The 17,225-nt window shown below is 62.9% G+C and carries 17 protein-coding genes; 14 read left to right on the plus strand and 3 right to left on the minus strand.

Annotated features, from left to right (window positions below; genetic code table 11):
- Positions 1 to 46 precede the first annotated feature (46 nt).
- From ACEN84_RS17620 to ACEN84_RS17660, 9 genes are all read left to right on the plus strand, one after another.
- Entirely contained in the window at positions 47 to 859 is an 813-nt protein-coding gene (locus ACEN84_RS17620; RefSeq protein WP_112711574.1) for a segregation and condensation protein A, read from the plus strand.
- The gene (gene scpB, locus ACEN84_RS17625; RefSeq protein ID WP_413709400.1) at positions 856 to 1,572 is read left to right on the plus strand and encodes an SMC-Scp complex subunit ScpB; all 717 of its coding nucleotides are present in this window, start codon (positions 856 to 858) and stop codon (positions 1,570 to 1,572) included. The genes ACEN84_RS17620 and scpB overlap by 4 nt, the downstream gene beginning before the upstream one ends.
- A gap of 187 nt (positions 1,573 to 1,759) precedes the next feature.
- Positions 1,760 to 1,954: a twin-arginine translocase TatA/TatE family subunit gene (locus tag ACEN84_RS17630; RefSeq protein WP_112711576.1), complete on the plus strand. Its 195-nt coding sequence runs from the start codon at positions 1,760 to 1,762 to the stop codon at positions 1,952 to 1,954.
- 49 nt (positions 1,955 to 2,003) lie between these two features.
- A complete protein-coding gene (gene tatB / locus ACEN84_RS17635) occupies positions 2,004 to 2,672 on the plus strand; it encodes a Sec-independent protein translocase protein TatB (RefSeq protein WP_413709401.1) in 669 nt (222 codons plus the stop codon).
- Positions 2,669 to 3,496, plus strand: coding sequence for a twin-arginine translocase subunit TatC (gene tatC, locus ACEN84_RS17640; protein WP_112711578.1), 828 nt, complete (start codon positions 2,669 to 2,671; stop codon positions 3,494 to 3,496). The genes tatB and tatC overlap by 4 nt, the downstream gene beginning before the upstream one ends.
- A gap of 97 nt (positions 3,497 to 3,593) precedes the next feature.
- The gene (gene serS / locus ACEN84_RS17645) at positions 3,594 to 4,877 is read left to right on the plus strand and encodes a serine--tRNA ligase (RefSeq protein WP_413709402.1); all 1,284 of its coding nucleotides are present in this window, start codon (positions 3,594 to 3,596) and stop codon (positions 4,875 to 4,877) included.
- A 4-nt stretch (positions 4,878 to 4,881) separates the two neighbouring features.
- Entirely contained in the window at positions 4,882 to 5,649 is a 768-nt protein-coding gene (gene surE, locus ACEN84_RS17650; RefSeq protein ID WP_413709403.1) for a 5'/3'-nucleotidase SurE, read from the plus strand.
- A 7-nt stretch (positions 5,650 to 5,656) separates the two neighbouring features.
- Entirely contained in the window at positions 5,657 to 6,310 is a 654-nt protein-coding gene (locus ACEN84_RS17655) for a protein-L-isoaspartate(D-aspartate) O-methyltransferase (RefSeq protein WP_112711581.1), read from the plus strand.
- Positions 6,311 to 6,476: 166 nt separating this feature from the next.
- Positions 6,477 to 8,084, plus strand: a complete 1,608-nt coding sequence (locus ACEN84_RS17660) for a LysM peptidoglycan-binding domain-containing protein (protein WP_413709404.1) — start codon at positions 6,477 to 6,479, stop codon at positions 8,082 to 8,084.
- A gap of 72 nt (positions 8,085 to 8,156) precedes the next feature.
- On the opposite strand, the gene ACEN84_RS17665 is transcribed toward ACEN84_RS17660, so the two are convergent.
- On the minus strand, positions 8,157 to 9,029 hold the full coding sequence (locus ACEN84_RS17665; protein WP_413709405.1) for an ATP-binding protein: 873 nt from the start codon (positions 9,027 to 9,029) through the stop codon (positions 8,157 to 8,159).
- A gap of 209 nt (positions 9,030 to 9,238) precedes the next feature.
- Here ACEN84_RS17665 and yajC point away from each other — a divergent pair, with 209 nt between their 5' ends.
- The 5 genes from yajC to ACEN84_RS17690 all read left to right on the plus strand — a co-directional run bounded on the left by yajC (position 9,239) and on the right by ACEN84_RS17690 (position 13,949).
- Positions 9,239 to 9,586, plus strand: coding sequence for a preprotein translocase subunit YajC (gene yajC / locus ACEN84_RS17670; RefSeq protein ID WP_130278439.1), 348 nt, complete (start codon positions 9,239 to 9,241; stop codon positions 9,584 to 9,586).
- A gap of 33 nt (positions 9,587 to 9,619) precedes the next feature.
- Complete coding sequence (gene secD, locus ACEN84_RS17675; protein ID WP_413709406.1) at positions 9,620 to 12,163, plus strand: protein translocase subunit SecD; 2,544 nt, start codon at positions 9,620 to 9,622, stop codon at positions 12,161 to 12,163.
- A 4-nt stretch (positions 12,164 to 12,167) separates the two neighbouring features.
- The gene (locus ACEN84_RS17680; RefSeq protein ID WP_413709407.1) at positions 12,168 to 12,554 is read left to right on the plus strand and encodes an Mth938-like domain-containing protein; all 387 of its coding nucleotides are present in this window, start codon (positions 12,168 to 12,170) and stop codon (positions 12,552 to 12,554) included.
- 2 nt (positions 12,555 to 12,556) lie between these two features.
- Positions 12,557 to 13,408, plus strand: coding sequence for a phytoene/squalene synthase family protein (locus ACEN84_RS17685; protein WP_413709408.1), 852 nt, complete (start codon positions 12,557 to 12,559; stop codon positions 13,406 to 13,408).
- 70 nt (positions 13,409 to 13,478) lie between these two features.
- On the plus strand, positions 13,479 to 13,949 hold the full coding sequence (locus tag ACEN84_RS17690; RefSeq protein WP_130278436.1) for a hypothetical protein: 471 nt from the start codon (positions 13,479 to 13,481) through the stop codon (positions 13,947 to 13,949).
- A gap of 7 nt (positions 13,950 to 13,956) precedes the next feature.
- Here the strand turns inward: ACEN84_RS17690 and trmFO are convergent, their stop codons facing one another.
- Together trmFO and ACEN84_RS17700 are read right to left on the minus strand one after the other, a co-directional pair.
- The gene (trmFO, locus tag ACEN84_RS17695) at positions 13,957 to 15,390 is read right to left on the minus strand and encodes a methylenetetrahydrofolate--tRNA-(uracil(54)-C(5))-methyltransferase (FADH(2)-oxidizing) TrmFO (RefSeq protein WP_413709409.1); all 1,434 of its coding nucleotides are present in this window, start codon (positions 15,388 to 15,390) and stop codon (positions 13,957 to 13,959) included.
- A 72-nt stretch (positions 15,391 to 15,462) separates the two neighbouring features.
- Positions 15,463 to 17,118 carry a GNAT family N-acetyltransferase gene (locus ACEN84_RS17700; protein WP_413709410.1) on the minus strand — a complete coding sequence of 552 codons (1,656 nt, stop codon included), beginning with the start codon at positions 17,116 to 17,118 and terminating at the stop codon, positions 15,463 to 15,465.
- Positions 17,119 to 17,225 lie beyond the last annotated feature (107 nt).

The following is a 17,225-nucleotide window of genomic DNA, read 5'->3' on the forward strand; positions in this document are numbered from 1 at the left end:
GTTGAACATAGTCAAGACTCCGGAGCGGTCGCAGGCGGCAACGCCGATGGACAAGCTTTGGCAGGACAGCGGCACCGAGCGTGGTTCACATGAACCGGCGCTGGTCATCGATGTCGCCGGCTTCGAAGGCCCGCTTGACCTGTTGCTCTATCTCGCCCGCAATCAGAAGGTTGACCTCTCGCGCATTTCGGTCCTGGCGCTGGCCGAGCAATATCTGCAGTTCGTCGAGAGCGCCCGCCGTATCCGCATCGAGCTCGCGGCCGACTACCTCGTCATGGCGGCCTGGCTTGCCTACCTGAAATCGCGCCTGCTGATCCCGCAGCAGATCAAGGATGACGGCCCCTCCGGCGAGGAGATGGCGGCAACGCTCGCCTTCCGCCTGAAGCGCCTGGAAGCGATGCGCGAGGCCGCGAGCGGCCTCGTCAACCGCAACCGCCTCGGCCGCGATATCTTCGCGCGTGGCGCACCGGAACATATCCCCGATCGCCACCAGTCCGCCTATGAAGCCAGCCTCTACGATCTGCTGACCGCCTATGCGACGCTGCGCCAGCGCCAGGCCGTCACCCAGGTGACGATCGCCCGGCGCACCGTCTGGTCGCTCACCGAGGCGCGCGAGCTGCTGACCCGGATGATCGGCGATGTCTCCGACTGGACGGCGTTGGAGCACTATCTGCTGCGCTACATGACTTCGCCCGAAGAACGCGTCACGGCGATCGCCAGCGCCTTTGCCGCCTCGCTTGAGCTGGTGCGCGAGGGCAAGCTCGAAATCCGCCAGGACGGCGCCTTCGAGCCGCTCTACATGCGCCGCGGGCCGAAGCATGCCACGCTGCAGGTCATCGAGCAGGAGACGCCGCTATGATCGATCCTGAGGACGATATCGGCGCGGAGCAAGGCGAGGGCGCCGAAAGCCAGGACTTCCAGGCGGAGCTCGAGGCCGAACGCATCGCCGAGGCACTGGTCTTCGCCTCGGCGCAGCCGGTCTCCGAAGCCTTCATTGCCGATCGCATCGCCAAGCATTTCAATGTCCACACGATCATGCTGCGCTTGAAGGAGCAATATGCGCCGCGCGGCGTCAATCTGGTGCAGGTGGACGATGCCTGGGCCTTCCGCACGGCCGCCGATCTCTCATTTGTGATCCGCCGTGATGAGAATGAAACGAAGAAGCTTTCGCGCGCTGCTCTCGAAGTGCTGGCGATCATCGCCTATCACCAGCCGGTGACGCGCGCCGAGATCGAAGACATCAGAGGCGTGCAGACCTCGCGCGGCACACTCGACGTGCTCATGGAAGCCGGATGGGTCCGTTTCCGCGGCCGCCGCCGCACGCCCGGCCGCCCCGTAACACTCGGCACCACCCGCGATTTTCTCGACCATTTCGGCCTTGAGGAACTGCGCGATCTGCCTGGTATTGAAGAGCTCAAGGGGGCAGGGCTGCTCTCCGGCCGCATCCCTGCAAATTTCAACATCCCGTCGCCGTCGATGAATGACGAGCTGACCGAGGACGAAGATCCGATCACCCAGATGGATCTTGAGGAATTGGGGCTTCTTGCGCCGGGTGGCGCATCGGAAGATTAGCACCGGCTTGTCTTTGTTTTGCCACTGAGGGCGAAAACAATACTCATCACCACAATTCGATAGCGCAGTGGCTTGTCACAAAGGTCAAAGCCGTGACATTAAGCGTCAATATAAGGGGAATTTTGATGTTGGAAACGATGTCGGAAACTCTTACATCGAAGAGACATCGCAACAGGGAGTATGCGTAATGGGTTCTTTTAGCATGTGGCACTGGCTGATCGTCCTGGTCATCGTGCTGTTGTTGTTCGGCCGCGGAAAGATTCCGGAGCTGATGGGCGACGTTGCCAAGGGCATCAAGAGCTTCAAGAAGGGCATGAACGACGAAGATGCGCCGGAAACGGCGTCGAAGACCGTCGATCACAAGGCCGACGAAACGAAGTAATCAGTCCGGGGACGGGTGGCTTGCCCCGCTTCCCCTCCAGGAGCCTTGAATGTTCGATATTGGCTGGACCGAGCTGCTTGTCATCGCGGTCGTGTTGATTGTGGTGGTAGGTCCGAAGGATCTGCCGCCGATGTTGCGTGCGTTCGGTAAGATGACGCAGCGCGCCAAGAAGGTTGCCGGTGAATTCCGTGCGCAATTCGACGAGGCGCTGCGTGAGGCCGATCTCGACGAGGTGCGCCAGACGCTCGCCGACGCCCAGCGTCTCAACCCCGCCAATACGCTGCGCGACGCGATGAACCCGCTGCGCCAGATGGGCAACGACATCAAGGCCGACCTTCAGAACGCAACGAAGGTCGACAACAAGACCGAGGTGCCGGTCAGTGTGCCGGCTCCCTCGATGAGCCTGCCGGAGACGCCTCCGGTCGTAACACCGGCACCCGCAGCCGAACCGGTTGCTGCGCCTGTCGTTGCTGAAAAGCCGAAGGCCGTGCGCAAGCCGCGCGCTGCCGCTGAGGCAAAGGCCGAGCCTGTGGCTGCCGCTCCCGCGGCCAAGGCAAAGCGTGCGCCCGCAGCAAAGGCCGTAGCGGCTGCGCCTGCAGCCAAGGCTGCTCCGTTTAAGGCACCGGCTAAGACGGCAGCAGCCAAGACGGCTGCACCCGCAAAGAAGGTCGCAGCTGCCCCGAAGAAGGCAGCAGCAAAGAAAAAGGATGAGGCATGAGCGGTGATATTGAAGACAAGCCGCAGCCGTTGATCGAGCACCTGATGGAGCTGCGCAGGCGGCTGATGTGGTCGATCGGCGCGTTCTTCATCGCCTTCATCGTCTGCTTCTTCTTTGCCAAGCATCTCTTCAACTACCTCGTCTACCCCTACAAGCTCGCGGTCACCTGGGCGGGGATGGATGTCGACAAGGCGCAGCTGATCTACACCGCCCCGCAGGAGTTCTTCTTCACGCAGGTGAAGGTGGCGATGTTCGGCGGCGTGGTGATCGCTTTCCCGATCATCGCGGCACAGATCTACAAGTTCGTGGCTCCTGGCCTCTACAAGAACGAACGCGCGGCCTTCCTGCCGTTCCTGATCGCTTCGCCGATCCTCTTCCTGCTCGGCGCGGCTCTCGTCTATTTCTTCTTCACGCCGATGGTCATGTGGTTCTTCCTGGCCATGCAGCAGACGCCGGGTCATGGCGATGTCGCCATCTCGCTGCTGCCGAAGGTCTCGGAATATCTGAGCCTGATCATGACGCTGGTGCTGTCCTTTGGCCTGGTCTTCCAGCTTCCCGTCATCACCACGCTGCTCGCCCGTGTCGGCCTGCTGACGTCCGCATGGCTTGCCGAGAAGCGCAAGTTCGCGATCGTCATGGCCTTCATCGTCGCAGCCGTGCTGACGCCGCCTGATCCGATGTCCCAGATCGGTCTTGCACTGCCGACGATCCTTCTCTACGAGATTGCCATCCACGCGGCTCGACTCGTCGAGCGCCAGCGTGCGCGGCAGGCGGTCGAAGAGGCGGAACGATCCGCGGACGTTGCCAACACGGACAGCGTCTGAGCGGCTTCGCAATCTCTTCCCATACGCTTCCGTATCTTCCGGCCGCAGCCAGGTCAGGCTTCGGCCGGTTCCTGTTTTGCAACGACCCGGAACGACAATGCTCGATATCAAATGGATCCGTGAGAACCCCGAGGCGCTCGACGCCGCGCTCGCAAAGCGTGGTGCGGAGGCTTTGGCCCAGTCCCTCGTAGCCCTCGATGAGAAGCGCCGCTCCGCCGTGCAGAAGGCGCAGGACCTGCTGTCGCGCCGTAACGCCGCCTCCAAGGAGATCGGTGCGGCGATGGCGCAGAAGAACAGCGAGCTCGCCGAAAAGCTGAAGGCCGAAGTCGCCGACATCAAGGTGACGCTGCCCGCCGCCGAAGAGGAAGAGCGCCTGCTGAACGCGCAGCTCAACGACGCCCTGTCGCGCATCCCGAACATCCCGTTCGACGACGTTCCCGTCGGCGCCGACGAGAGCGGCAATGTCGTCACCCGCACGATCGGCGAAAAGCCGCGCTGGAACCACGCGCCGAAAGAACATTTCGAAATCGGCGAATCCCTCGGCTACATGGATTTCGACCGTGCCACCAAGCTGTCGGGTTCGCGCTTTACCGTGCTGACCGGTCCGCTCGCCCGTCTCGAACGTGCCCTTGGCCAGTTCATGATCGACCTGCACACTGGCGAGCACGGCTATACCGAAGTCTCGTCGCCGCTGATGGTGCGCGACGAGGCGATGTTCGGCACCGGCCAGCTGCCGAAATTCGCCGACGACCTCTTCAAGACGACGGATGGCCGCTGGCTGATCCCGACGGCCGAAGTGACGCTGACCAATCTGGTTTCGGCCGAAATCCTCGAGCAGGAAAAGCTGCCGCTGCGCTTCACCGCGCTGACCCCGTCCTTCCGCTCGGAAGCCGGTTCTGCCGGCCGCGATACCCGCGGCATGCTGCGCCAGCACCAGTTCTGGAAGTGCGAGCTCGTCTCGATCACCGACGCCGAAAGCGCGGTCGCCGAGCATGAGCGCATGACGGCCTGCGCCGAAGAAGTTCTGAAGCGCCTCGGCCTGCATTTCCGCACCATGACGCTCTGCACCGGCGACATGGGCTTCGGCGCCCGCAAGACCTACGACCTGGAAGTCTGGCTTCCCGGCCAGAACACGTTCCGCGAAATCTCGTCCTGCTCGGTCTGCGGCGATTTCCAGGGCCGCCGCATGGATGCACGCTACCGCGCCAAGGGCGAGAAGGGCACGAAGTTCGTTCATACGCTGAACGGCTCGGGCACCGCCGTCGGCCGCTGCCTGATCGCTGTTCTGGAGAACTACCTGAACGAAGACGGCTCGGTGACTATTCCGGACGTGCTGCTGCCCTATATGGGCGGTTTGAAGAAGATCGAACGGGCGGCTTGAAGAGATGCGCATTCTGCTCACTAATGACGATGGCATTCATGCCGAAGGCCTCGCAGCACTTGAGCGGATTGCGCGCACTCTGTCCGAAGACGTCTGGATCGTTGCACCCGAAACGGACCAGAGCGGCCTGGCGCATTCGCTGAGCCTCTCCGAGCCGCTCAGGCTGCGCAAGGTCTCCGACAAGCATTTCGCCCTGCGCGGCACCCCGACCGATTGCGTCATCATGGGCGTCAAGCAGGTCATGGACATCAAGCCGGACCTGATCCTGTCAGGCGTCAATTCCGGCTCGAATGTCGCCGACGATGTGACCTATTCGGGCACGATCGCCGGCGCCATCGAAGGCACGATGCAGGGCGTGCGCTCCTTCGCGCTGAGCCAGGCCTATGTCTATGCCGATGGCGCGCGGATCGTGCCCTGGGAAGTCTGCGAGGCGCATGCGCCGGCACTTCTCGAAAAACTGATGAAGGTCGATTTGCCCGAAGGCACGTTCCTCAACCTCAACTTCCCGAACTGCCGTCCGGATGAAGTCGATGGCGTCGAGGTCACGGCGCAGGGCAAGCTCGCCTTTAACCTGCAGGTCGATGCCCGCTCTGATGGCCGCGGCTTTCCCTATTACTGGCTGAAGTTCGGCGAGCGCGCCGGCGCCTTTGCCGCAGGCACCGATATCCACGCTTTGAAGCATAATAAGATTTCGGTAACACCTTTGAAACTGGATTTGACCGATTATTCCGTGAAGGACCGCGTGGAGCGGGCGCTTTCAGGTACGGAGTAATCAGGCATTGTCAGCACGGCTGGTCGAAAAGGAAGGTTTTGCGGCCCTCGTATTGCGGCTGCGCGCCGAAGGCATTTCCGACATCGATCTGCTGACCGCAGTCGAGCAGACGCCGCGCTCGCTCTTCGTACCGCCGCAATTTGCCGAGGATGCCTATTCGACGCGGACGATCCCGATCGAATGCGGTTCGTTCGTTGAAGGTGTCGATACAGCCGTCCGCATCCTGCATCATCTGAAGGTCAAGCCGGGCCAGCGCGTGCTCGAAGTTGGTACGGGCAGCGGCTTCATGGCCGCCGTCATGGGCCGCATGGCCGAGCGCGTTCTGACGATCGATCGCTACAAGACGCTGGTCGTCAACGCGCAGAAGCGCATGGACCAGCTCAGCCTGCGCAACATTATCGTCCGCCAAGCCGATGGCAGCAACGGCCTGCAGGGCGAGGGCACCTTCGACCGTATTCTCGTCACCGCCGCTTTCGCCTCGATGCCGCGATTCTACACCGACCAGCTGGTCTCCGGCGGCTCCATGATCGCGCCGCTGATGATCTCGGATGACGAGTGCCGGATGGTGCGTCTGACGAAGACCGGCAGCCGCTTCGAGCGCGAAGAGCTCTTCACCGTTCCCTACCTGCCGATCGTTCCGCGGCTCGCTTCGCAGCTCTGATCTCAGGCGCCACGCGCCGGTCCCTGCGGGCTGCGATTTCTCACCCGCAAAACTATGGTTATCAATTCCTCTAAAAAAACGCTCCAATTCCAGCGCTTTAACCGCGTGGTAATACTAACGCGCTTTAATACTCCCACAAATGGTTGCGTTGTGAGTGGGTCGTGTCATGAGTTTTTGTGTTTCGCCAAAGTTCGGAAAGTCGGCCTTCAATCTTCTGGCCGTCGCCTTGCTGGCGAGTGCGGCGACAGGCTGCAGTTCCGATGTGTCGCGCTTCAGCGGCGGTCTTTTTAGTTCCGGTCAGGATCAGATGACGACGGGTTCGGTCCCGCGCCGCAGCATGAGCGGCCCGCAGGGCGATCCGGTTCCGCAGGCTGACATGCAGGGTGGCGGCGCAATGCAGCCTTCCTACGGCAATAACAATCAGGCCTATAACAACCAATCCTACAATCAGCCTTACCCGGCTTCGACCGGTGCGATCCGCTCCAATGCCCGCATGGCGTCGGCTCCCGTCACCGTTCAGCGCTCCGAGCTCTCGGCTCCGACGGGCGCTGCACCGTCCGCTTCCCGCGAACGTCAGGAAGCGCTTGCTCAGCCGTTCCCGGCATCGCCCTCGGCTTCCGCTCCGCGCAAGATGCAGGCTGCACCGAAGCTCGCGGCTCCGGACAATCTGACGACCGGCTCCACGCCGAAGGCAAGCGGCTGGTCTTCCTCCAACGCTCCGTCGGTCACGGTTCGTCCGGGCGAAAGCCTCGCCGTTCTCGCCCGCCGCTACGGCGTTCCGGAGAAGGAAATCCTCCGCGTCAACAACATGAAGTCTGCCTCGGCCATCCAGCCCGGTCAGACGATCCTGATCCCGACCTTCAACGGCGGCAGCAATGCCGCGAAGTCAGCGGCGCAGACGGCAGACCTTTCCAAGCAGGGCAAGGCTCCCGAGCCCTACAAGGCGCCGGAACAGAACGTTGCCGTTCTGCCGGGCGCCAACACGGTCCGCGACAAGTCGCAGGTCACCGCCGACGGTGCTCTGGGCAAGGTCGCGGCAGCTGGTGGCAAGGCTCCGGCCGGCAGCGGCAGCTACACGGTCAAGCAGGGTGACTCGCTTGCCAAGATCGCCAAGTCGACCGGCGCCAGCGTCGACGCCATCAAGTCTGCAAACAACCTGCAGGCAAGCTCGATCCGCATCGGTCAGACGCTGACCATTCCGGGCGGCTCTGCCGGTACCGACCAGATGAAGACGGCTTCGATCCCGGCCAAGGCCGCCGAGCCGAAGGCTGCTGCTCCGGCGGCAACCGAAACCGCATCGAACCAGCCTGCCGCCTACAAGGCACCGGCTGCGACGCAGACCGTCGACGAAGTCGAGAAGAAGTCCGATGTCGCCTCCGCTGCTCCTGAAGCAACGGGTATCGGCAAGTATCGCTGGCCGGTTCGCGGTGCGGTCATCGCCGCCTACGGCGCCAACGTCAACGGCAGCCGCAACGACGGTATCGACATCTCGGTTCCGCAGGGCACGCCGATCAAGGCCGCCGAAAACGGCGTCGTCATCTATGCCGGCAACGGCCTGAAGGAACTCGGCAACACGGTTCTCGTCCGCCACGACGACGGCACCGTCACCGTCTACGGCAATGCCGATACGCTGAGCGTCACCCGCGGTCAGAAGATCCAGCGCGGCCAGACCGTCGCGGTCTCCGGCATGAGCGGCAACGTCAAGCAGCCGCAGGTCCACTTCGAAGTCCGCAAGGATGCTTCGCCGGTCAATCCGATCACGTTCCTCGAATAGTTAGCGCGTACGGGGAAATGCGAAAGCCCGGCATCGAGCCGGGCTTTTTGCGTTCTCACGATTTGTCTTGTCTCAGTCGCGGGCGAGGGCGATGCGCATGCGTCCGGCGAGGTCCTGGATATATTGCCAGGCAACGCGGCCGGAGCGGGCACCGCGGGTCGTTGCCCATTCCAGCGCCTCGGCATGCAGCTTCTCGCGCCCGAGCGGCAGCTTGAAGTGATCGGCATAGCCGTCGATCATCGTCAGGTAATCTTCCTGGCTGCACTTGTGGAAGCCGAGCCATAGGCCGAAGCGATCCGAAAGCGACACCTTCTCCTCGACCGCCTCTGACGGGTTGATCGCCGTAGACTGCTCGTTCTCCATCATGTGGCGCGGCAGCAGATGACGGCGGTTCGACGTTGCGTAGAACAGCACGTTGTCCGGGCGCCCCTCGACGCCGCCATCGAGCGCTGCCTTCAGCGACTTGTAGGCGGTGTCGTCATGATCGAAGGAGAGGTCGTCGCAGAACACGATGATCCGGTGCGGCACATCCTTCATCAGGTCGAGCAGGGCGGGCAGGCTGGCAATATCTTCGCGGTGAACCTCGACGAGCTTCAGCGACACACCGCTTTCACGGCGGACATCTTCATGGACCGCCTTGACGAGCGACGACTTGCCCATGCCCCGCGCGCCCCAGAGAAGCACGTTATTGGCGGGGAAACCGTCGGCGAAGCGCACGGTGTTCTCGTGCAGGATGTCGCGGACATGATCGACGCCACGGATCAGCTTCAGCGCCACGCGGTTCGGCCGCGCGACGGGTTGCAGATGCTGGCGGGCGGGCGACCAGACGAAACAGTCTGCCGCCGTCCAGTCATTGACCGCCGGTGGCGGACCGGCCAGCCGTTCGACCGCCGCCGTCAGCTTCTTGAGCTCCTGCAGAATGACGCTGTTGATCTCGTCAGTCATGCGATGTCCTCCTGAATTTCGTGCGGCCGGAGACCGCCTGTCGTCCTTCGTGGCGGGGTAGCATGGCCTTTCCACAGCCGAAAGGTTATCAGGCAGCGGATTCGGTACGCCTCACGGCTGTTTTTGTTGCATTCGTTCTTACCGCAACTATAGTCCGGCCACTGAAAAGAGAGGCGGAATTTCGCCGCCCGCAGCTGAGGAGTTTATCAATGTTCATCACCCCGGCATTTGCCCAGGCCGCAACGGATACTGCCGCGTCGCCATTCGGCTCCGGCTTCGAAATGATCATCCTGTTCGTGCCGCTGATGGTCGTCTGGTATTTCCTGCTGATCCGTCCGCAGCGCGCCCAGGCCAAGAAGCGCGCCGACACGCTTTCCGCAATCCGCCGCGGTGACCAGGTCGTTACCGCCGGTGGTCTCGTCGGCAAGGTCACGAAGGTCGTTGACGACAAGGAAGTTGAAGTGGAAATTGCTGAGGGCGTACGCGTTCGCGTCGTCCGCAGCGGTATCGCCGATGTTCGCGTCAAGGGCGAGCCGGTCAAGGCCGACGCTGCATAACATTGCTTTCGGCAGCCAGATCGGAAAGGCAGAATGCGTCAATTTTCCCTTTGGAAAACTCTTCTGATCTGGTTTGCCATCGTCGCGGCGGCACTGGCCGCCGCGCCAAATCTTTTCTCCCCCAATACACTTGCTTCCCTGCCGCAATGGCTGCCGCACAAGGCACTGACGCCAGGCCTCGATCTCAGGGGCGGCGCCTATCTCGTCGTCAAGATCGACCGCGCCGATATCGTCCAGAGCCGGCTTGAGAGCACCGTTGCCAGCGTCCGCATGCGCCTGCGCGATGCCAATATCCGCTATACCGGACTTGCCGGAAACGCCCAGACCGTCCAGGTCCGCATTACCGACGCCGCCCAGATCGATCGCGCGCTGTCTCTGCTCGCACCGCTCGCCGTACCGGCCGGCGGCGTTCCCGATGCCGATATCGCGATCACCAAGGCGAATGACGGCCAGATCAACCTGCAGATCAGCGACAAGGCGATCGATCGTACGCTCGCCTCGGCGCTGGAGCGCTCGGTCGCGATCGTTGCCCACCGCGCCATCGAAGCCGGCGGCATCGATCCCATCATCACGCCCGCGGGCCGCGACCGGCTGGTCGTCCAGATCCCGGGCCTCGGCGATCCGCAGCGTTTCAAGGACCTACTGAGCCAGCCGGGCAAGCTGACCTTCCGCCTCGTCGATTCGAGCGTCAGCGCACAGGATGCGATGGCCGGCACCGTGCCGCCCGGATCCGAGATCGTCTATTCGCAGGATGATCCGCCGATCGCCTATCTCGTCGAGCGCGCCGAAGTGCTGCATGCCTCCGATCTCGGCGATTTCGCCATCGAACCAGGCCCGACGCAGGATACGTCCGTCCTGACCTTCAATTTCAATCTCGACGGCTCCCGTCGCTTTACCGATCTGGTCGAGAGGAATGCCGGGCGCACGCTGGCGATCCTGCTCGACGATCAGGTGCTGACCGCACCCGAGCTCAGCAAGCTGCCGGTCGGTGACAGCAGCCGCATTCCGCTGAACTATTCGCCCGACGAAAGCGAAGACCTCGCCGCCATGCTGCGCTCCGGCCCTCTGCCTGCGGCGCTCACCATCGTCGAGGAGCGGACGATCGATCCGGGCCTCAGCGGTGATGCGATCCATGCCGGCCTGATTGCCGGCATCATCGGCGCCGTGCTGGTGGCCGGGCTGATGATCGGCCTCTACGGCATGCTCGGCGTCATCGCGAGCGTTGCCCTGCTGGTCAACCTTTTGATGGTCGTCGCCGTGCTCACCGTCTTCGGGGCGCCGCTGACGCTGCCCGGCCTTGCCGGCATGGTGCTGATGATCGGCATCGCCGTCGATGCCTGCGTGCTGATCTATGAGCGTATCCGCGAGGAGCTGAAGGCCGGCCTGCATCTGGATCAGGCCATTTCCGCCGGCTATTCGCGCGCCTTCATGACCGTGGTCGATGCCAGCATCACCATGCTGGTGGCCGCCGCCATCCTCTTCTATCTCGGCAGCGACGCGATCCGCGGCTTTGCCGTGACGCTGGCGGCCGGGATCATCACCACGGCTTTCACCGCATTCCTTTTCACCCGTCCACTGGTCGAGGCATGGGTGCGCCGCCGCCGCTTGAGGCATCTGCCGAAGAGCGTCCATACCGACGTCTTCGACGGCACCGCAGTCCGGTTCATCGGCATCCGCCGCTACACTTTCACGGCACTCGCAGCCCTCTCGCTCGTCTGCATGCTGGGTGTCGCGACCGCAGGCATGCATCTCGGCGTCGACTTCACCGGCGGCTCGCTGATCGAGGCCCGCTCGAAGGACGGTACTGCCGATGCTGACGATATCCGCTCTCGTCTCAGCGAGCTCAATCTCGGCGATGTCGAGGTCAAGCGGCTGCGCGATCCGGCCAGTGCCATGATCCGCCTGCAGTCGCAGGGCGGCGGTGACAATGCCGAACAGTCGGCGATCTCGCTGGTGCGCAGCGAATTGCAGGACGAGTATGATTTCCGCCGTTTGGAAGTGGTTGGCCCGGCCGTGTCGGGCGAGCTTGCCCGCACCGCGACGCTCGGCGTTCTCGCGTCGCTGCTGGCAATCCTGATCTATATCTGGATCCGCTTCGAGTGGCAGTTCGCAATCGGCGCGATCATTGCCACGCTGCACGACGTCATCCTGACGCTGGGCTTCTTCGTGGTGACCGGCATCGAGTTCAATCTGACCAGCATCGCGGCGCTGCTCGTCATTGTCGGCTATTCGCTGAATGATACCGTCGTCGTATACGACCGCATGCGCGAAAACCTGAAACGCTATACGCGCATGCCGTTGCCGATCCTGATCGACGCCTCGATCAACCAGACGCTGTCGCGCACCATCCTGACGGCCGCAACGACGCTGCTCGCGCTGCTGGCGCTGACGCTGTTCGGCGGCGAGGTGATCCGGCCCTTCGCGCTGGTGATGCTCTTTGGCGTTGCCGTCGGCACCTTCTCCTCCATCTATATTGCTGCGCCGGTCCTGATTCTCTTCAGGCTTCGCCCGAAATCCTACGACGACGAGGATGAGAACGAGACGGCCGGCGGCACACCTGGAAAGGCCACAGTCTAAAATCATGGCAAGAGGCATCGAAATCCGCGAGGCCCATTTCCCGGGCCGCGCGCCCATCGACACCTATGGCAATGGCGGCTTCCGCTTCGCCGACATGTCGCATCGCGGCTCCATCCTGTGCCTGCCCTCGGGCATCCACGGTTGGGATATGGATATGACCAAGCCGCTGTCGGTCGAGAATTTCACGAAGGTTCTCGATGAAGCCGGAGATATCGAGGTGTTGCTGGTCGGTACCGGCACCGAGCTACGCCGCCTGCCGCCGGAACTGAAGCAGGCACTGAAGGCGCGGGGCATCTCGTCGGATCCGATGAGCACCGGCGCTGCTGTTCGCACCTACAACATCATGCTTGCCGAATCCCGCGCGGTCGCAGCGGCATTGATCGCGGTCTGACCATGTCCGAGACGAAGCCTGGAAACCAGGAGATCTGCCTGGCGATGCTGCGCGACAATGATCGCGACCGCTATCTCGCGAGCCTGCTGTCGCCGGACGACAAGCGCGCCGCACTCGTTGCCCTCTATGCCTTCAATGCCGAACTCGCCAAGGTCCGCGATCTCGTCCATGAGCCGCTGCCGGGCGAGGTGCGCATGCAATATTGGCGCGACCTCCTGGAAGGCAGCGCCCATGGCTCGACCGAAGCCAATCCCGTTGCCGCCGAACTGCTGACCGCCATCGAGGCGCACCGACTGCCGCGCCAGACGCTGATCAACATGATCGAGGCGCGCATCTTCGATCTCTATGACGATCCGATGGAGAGCCGCAGTGCGCTGGAAGGCTATGCAGGCGAAACCGCCTCGGCGCTGATCCAGCTCGCAAGCCTCGTTCTGTCGCCCGAGGATGCCGCGAAGTCCGCCGATGCGGCGGGCCATGCAGGTGTCGCGCAGGCGATCGCCGGCATGCTGCTGTTGATGCCGCTGCACCGCCACCGCGGGCAGGTCTATATCCCGCTTGAAATCCTGAGCGCGACCGGCCTCGACCGCGACAGCTTCCTGGCGGGCGAGGACAAGGCAAGGATTTCTGCGGCCATCGAGGCCTTCGCCGGTCTTGGCCGCGATCATCTGGCTAAGGCACGGGCGGCAACGCTTCCGGCAAGCGTCTTACCGGCCTTCCTGCCGGCGACGATCGCCGAGCCGGTGCTGAAGAAGGCGCAGAAGGCAGGGGCAGGGCTCTTCGACCAGCCGCTTCAATCCGCCCAGTGGCGCCGTCAATTCGCCATGACCATGGCGATGATGCGCAAGAAAATCTGAGCCGAGTTCAAACTCGCGCAAGGCTCAGGCATTATAAGGCGGAAACCGCAAGTCCTTTTGGAGAACGGCGTTGAGCATTATCGTCTGGATCGTCATTTTCGCAGCCCTATTCCTGCTCGCCTTCGTGGCGACGCGGATGGCATCGCAAAACCGCGATGAAGAGGGTTTGCGCGACATGGGTCTGGCGATCATGGAGTTCAATCGCGCCTTCCCGCACGAGGCGATCCGCCAGCTGCAGGCAACGGCCGATGGCCAGGTGGTCTTCGTGCGTCTGCATGACAACAAGGCCGGTTTCATGCGCAGCATGCACCGCCACTTCTCCTGCCACGTGCTTCAGCCGGGCAGGGTGCGGGTCGCAAGCTCGGAAACGGGCAAGGGACTGGTGATCGACTTCCTCGACCATCCGCATCAGAACGGCACCTTCGAATTCGTCTCTGCCAAGGAGGCGTCCGAAGTCTCGCTCTGGCTACTCGGCAATTATGTCGCCGATGCCGATCTGGTGCTGCCGCCGGCCGAAAAGCCGGCAGCCAACAATCATTGATCTCTGATTAGGCGCTTTCGGCGAGCGGTACGTTCTGGCCGAGCCACGCGGCGCAATCTGCAAGCGCCCGCTTGGCGATCAGTTGACGCTTCATGATCGTCTTGTCCTTGCCGCGGAAGCGCTTGACGCCCTCCGGCTTGACGATCGAACCCGGCTGCAGCTCCGGGAACAGTCCGAAATTGATGTTCATCGGCTGGAAGGAGCGCTTGCCCGGTTCCTCGTCGGTCACCAGATGGCCACCGGTGATATGGCCGAGCAGCGAGCCGAGCGCCGTGGTGACGGGCGGCAGCGATACCGCTTCGCCCTTGCGCTCCGCAGCCGCGAAGCGTCCGGCCAGAAGACCGACGCTGGCGCTTTCGACATAGCCTTCGCAGCCGGTGATCTGACCGGCAAAACGCAGACCGGGGCGCGACTTCAGCGTCAGCGAGTGGTCGAGCAGCGTCGGCGAATTGATATAGGTGTTGCGGTGCAGGCCGCCGAGGCGGGCGAATTCCGCATTTTCGAGACCGGGGATCATCCGGAATATATCCGCCTGCGCGCCGTATTTCAGCTTCGTCTGGAAGCCGACCATGTTGTAGAGCGTGCCGAGCGCATTGTCCTGGCGCAGCTGCACGACGGCATAGGCCTTTACGGTCGGGTTATGGGCGTTGGTGAGGCCCATCGGCTTCATCGGCCCATGACGCAGCGTTTCGCGACCGCGCTCGGCCATGATCTCGATCGGCAGGCAGCCGTCGAAATAGGGCGTGCCTTCCCATTCCTTGAAGCCGACGGTGTCGCCGGCGATCAGCGCGTCGACGAAGGCATTGTACTGCTCTTCGGTCATCGGGCAGTTGATGTAGTCCTTGCCGGTGCCGCCGGGGCCGACCTTGTCGTAGCGCGACTGATACCAGCAGATATCCATGTCGATGCTCTCGCGATAGACGATCGGCGCGATGGCATCGAAGAAGGCGAGCGCATCGGCGCCGGTCTCGGCCTGGATGGCTTCGGCAAGCGACGGCGCCGTCAGCGGGCCGGTGGCGATGATCGCCTGATCCCATTCCTTCGGCGGCAGGCCGGCGACTTCTTCGCGCACGACGGTGACGAGCGGATGCTCCTCGATCGCCTTGGTCACGGCTTCCGCGAAACCGTCGCGGTCGACGGCAAGCGCGCCGCCTGCGGGAACCTGATGCTTGTCGGCGCAGGCCATGATCAGCGAACCGGCCATGCGCATTTCCGCATGGATGACGCCAACGGCATTGCTGGTCGCATCGTCGGAGCGGAAGGAGTTGGAGCAGACGAGCTCGGCAAGGCTATCCGTCTTGTGCGCATCGGTGCCGCGAACGCCGCGCATCTCGTGCAGGACAACGGGAACGCCGGCATTGGCGATCTGCCAGGCAGCTTCGGAGCCTGCGAGGCCGCCGCCGATGACATGGATGGGGGAGTGGGAAGAGGTCTTGGTCATGGGCGGCTGATTATCACGCCTCGTCAGCGCAGGAAACTCCCGCGTTCAAAAAGGCAGGGCTTCGCACCACGATCAGGAGAAGGCCGGCTCCCGCTCGAATTTCGGCCGTGACGGTAGCGGCAGCACCCGCTTTGCCTGCTTGGCTTTCTTCGCCCGTACCTTCGGCTCCGGCACCTGCTCGGTGACGATCCGGCGCAGGGCATCGCGCGCCTTCTCTGCATAGGCTTGCTGCTTCGGGTCGTCGTAGTTGAATTGCTCGATCATCGAGAAGGAGCGGGCGGCCTCGTCCTTCCGCCCGGCGCCGGCCAGCGCCACGCCCTGCTTGTAATAGGCCTGTGCATCATAGGGCGCGATCTGGATGATCTTGCCGAAGGTCTTGGCGGCCTGATCATAGGTGCCGAGCGCCAGCTGTGTCTCGCCGAGCTTCAGATAGACGGGGGCGGGGTCCTTGACGCGGCCGATCAGCCCCGCAAAGGCCGCTTCGGCCTCCGGCAGCATGCCGCGGTCGAAGGTCAGGCTCGCGAGGCCGAACTCGGCGCCGATATGGCCGGGCACTGTGGCGAGCAGCTGCTTGAAGGCGGCCTCCGCATAGGCCTTGTCGCCGCGCCGGTACATGTCGAGCGCCCGCTCATAGATGAAATCGACGCTGCGCCCGTTGATGACCTCGCCGAGATTGCGGCCGGTGCGGCTGCGGAATATGGTGCAGGAGAGCTGCCGCTCCTGTGGCCCGAACATATACTTGTAGGGCTCGGTTCCACGCAGGAAGTCGTAGGTCTTGAAACCCTCGGCGATCGCCTTGCGGATGCAGTGGGCGTGCAGGATGAGACCGGGAGAGGGCGTCTTCCACTCCTCGTCTCGGCCCGTGATATAGAATAGGACCGACTTCTTCTGCCTGTCGATCATGTTGGCCAGCACGCCGAGCGGCCGGTCGCCATGCCAGAGAACCGGGACATCGAGATTGCCGGTCGCAAAGCTGTCCATCAGCAGGGTCCGCGTCCCGGCGATCAGCCGGTCGGTCCGTTCCTCGCCCTTCTTCGCCAGCCACTTGATCCGCCAGAACCTGAAGAGAATGTCGAGATCGCGCTCGATCGTCTCCGGCGTCGCCATGGTGATCCGGTAGTTCTCGTCAGCCTCGACCTTGCGCATGAAGCGGCGCAGCTTCTGCCGCGTCTGGCTGCTCATGCTGGTGTCGAGATAGGCGTCGAAACTGTCGGGCAGATGGACGACCGGGCAGATGCAATTGTCGATATTCTCGGCATTCTTCGGCGAGCTGTCGCGAAACATCACGTCAGGCCCTTCCAGCGCCCGCAGGAAGGCGTCGCGGCGCTCCTGCGGCCCGTAGAAGAACTCGACCTTCAGATGCGTCCAGTTCTGCTGCTTGAGATATTGAGAGAAGCCTTCGATGGCGTTCTGCTCATAGGCAGGCTCAGCGAGGAAGCCGGTATAATCGGCCGAGCAGTTGCCGGCCATGATGATCTCGTCGATGAACTGGCCGGTCTTCTCGTCGTGCTGTGTGACCACCCGTAACGGGAAGAAGGCGACGTAAGGGGAGCCTTCCGGCTTTTCGCGCAGCGCCAGCACGAACCAGCGGTTTCGCCGCGCGAGATAGGGCTTCAGCCAGATCCAGGAGAGGAAGTGCTGGGCGTAGGGATCGTTTCCATAGACCCGCTCCCACTGTTCGCGGAGCCCGTCGAAACCGGCCTCCGTGTCGATCACGTCAATGCGCATCATCCCCCTCCCAACACCCCTTACACAGTTCGGGAACCTGCATTCTATGGGGAAACGGCAGGCATCAAATATGCCGTTCGGATAAAAACCGGCATCAAATCGGGCTA

This window comes from Rhizobium sp. Rhizsp82, assembly GCF_047325115.1.
In the GTDB taxonomy this organism is placed as follows: domain Bacteria; phylum Pseudomonadota; class Alphaproteobacteria; order Rhizobiales; family Rhizobiaceae; genus Rhizobium.

What these genes read in the sequence shown, in the direction of transcription:
- ACEN84_RS17620 (WP_112711574.1), top strand. Translation starts at nt 47, where the DNA reads ATGGACAAGCTTTGGCAGGACAGCGGCACCGAGCGTGGTTCACATGAA.
- scpB (WP_413709400.1), top strand. Translation starts at nt 856, where the DNA reads ATGATCGATCCTGAGGACGATATCGGCGCGGAGCAAGGCGAGGGCGCC.
- ACEN84_RS17630 (WP_112711576.1), top strand. Translation starts at nt 1,760, where the DNA reads ATGGGTTCTTTTAGCATGTGGCACTGGCTGATCGTCCTGGTCATCGTG.
- tatB (WP_413709401.1), top strand. Translation starts at nt 2,004, where the DNA reads ATGTTCGATATTGGCTGGACCGAGCTGCTTGTCATCGCGGTCGTGTTG.
- tatC (WP_112711578.1), top strand. Translation starts at nt 2,669, where the DNA reads ATGAGCGGTGATATTGAAGACAAGCCGCAGCCGTTGATCGAGCACCTG.
- serS (WP_413709402.1), top strand. Translation starts at nt 3,594, where the DNA reads ATGCTCGATATCAAATGGATCCGTGAGAACCCCGAGGCGCTCGACGCC.
- surE (WP_413709403.1), top strand. Translation starts at nt 4,882, where the DNA reads ATGCGCATTCTGCTCACTAATGACGATGGCATTCATGCCGAAGGCCTC.
- ACEN84_RS17660 (WP_413709404.1), top strand. Translation starts at nt 6,477, where the DNA reads ATGAGTTTTTGTGTTTCGCCAAAGTTCGGAAAGTCGGCCTTCAATCTT.
- ACEN84_RS17665 (WP_413709405.1), bottom strand. Translation starts at nt 9,029, where the DNA reads ATGACTGACGAGATCAACAGCGTCATTCTGCAGGAGCTCAAGAAGCTG.
- yajC (WP_130278439.1), top strand. Translation starts at nt 9,239, where the DNA reads ATGTTCATCACCCCGGCATTTGCCCAGGCCGCAACGGATACTGCCGCG.
- secD (WP_413709406.1), top strand. Translation starts at nt 9,620, where the DNA reads ATGCGTCAATTTTCCCTTTGGAAAACTCTTCTGATCTGGTTTGCCATC.
- ACEN84_RS17680 (WP_413709407.1), top strand. Translation starts at nt 12,168, where the DNA reads ATGGCAAGAGGCATCGAAATCCGCGAGGCCCATTTCCCGGGCCGCGCG.
- ACEN84_RS17685 (WP_413709408.1), top strand. Translation starts at nt 12,557, where the DNA reads ATGTCCGAGACGAAGCCTGGAAACCAGGAGATCTGCCTGGCGATGCTG.
- trmFO (WP_413709409.1), bottom strand. Translation starts at nt 15,390, where the DNA reads ATGACCAAGACCTCTTCCCACTCCCCCATCCATGTCATCGGCGGCGGC.
- ACEN84_RS17700 (WP_413709410.1), bottom strand. Translation starts at nt 17,118, where the DNA reads ATGCGCATTGACGTGATCGACACGGAGGCCGGTTTCGACGGGCTCCGC.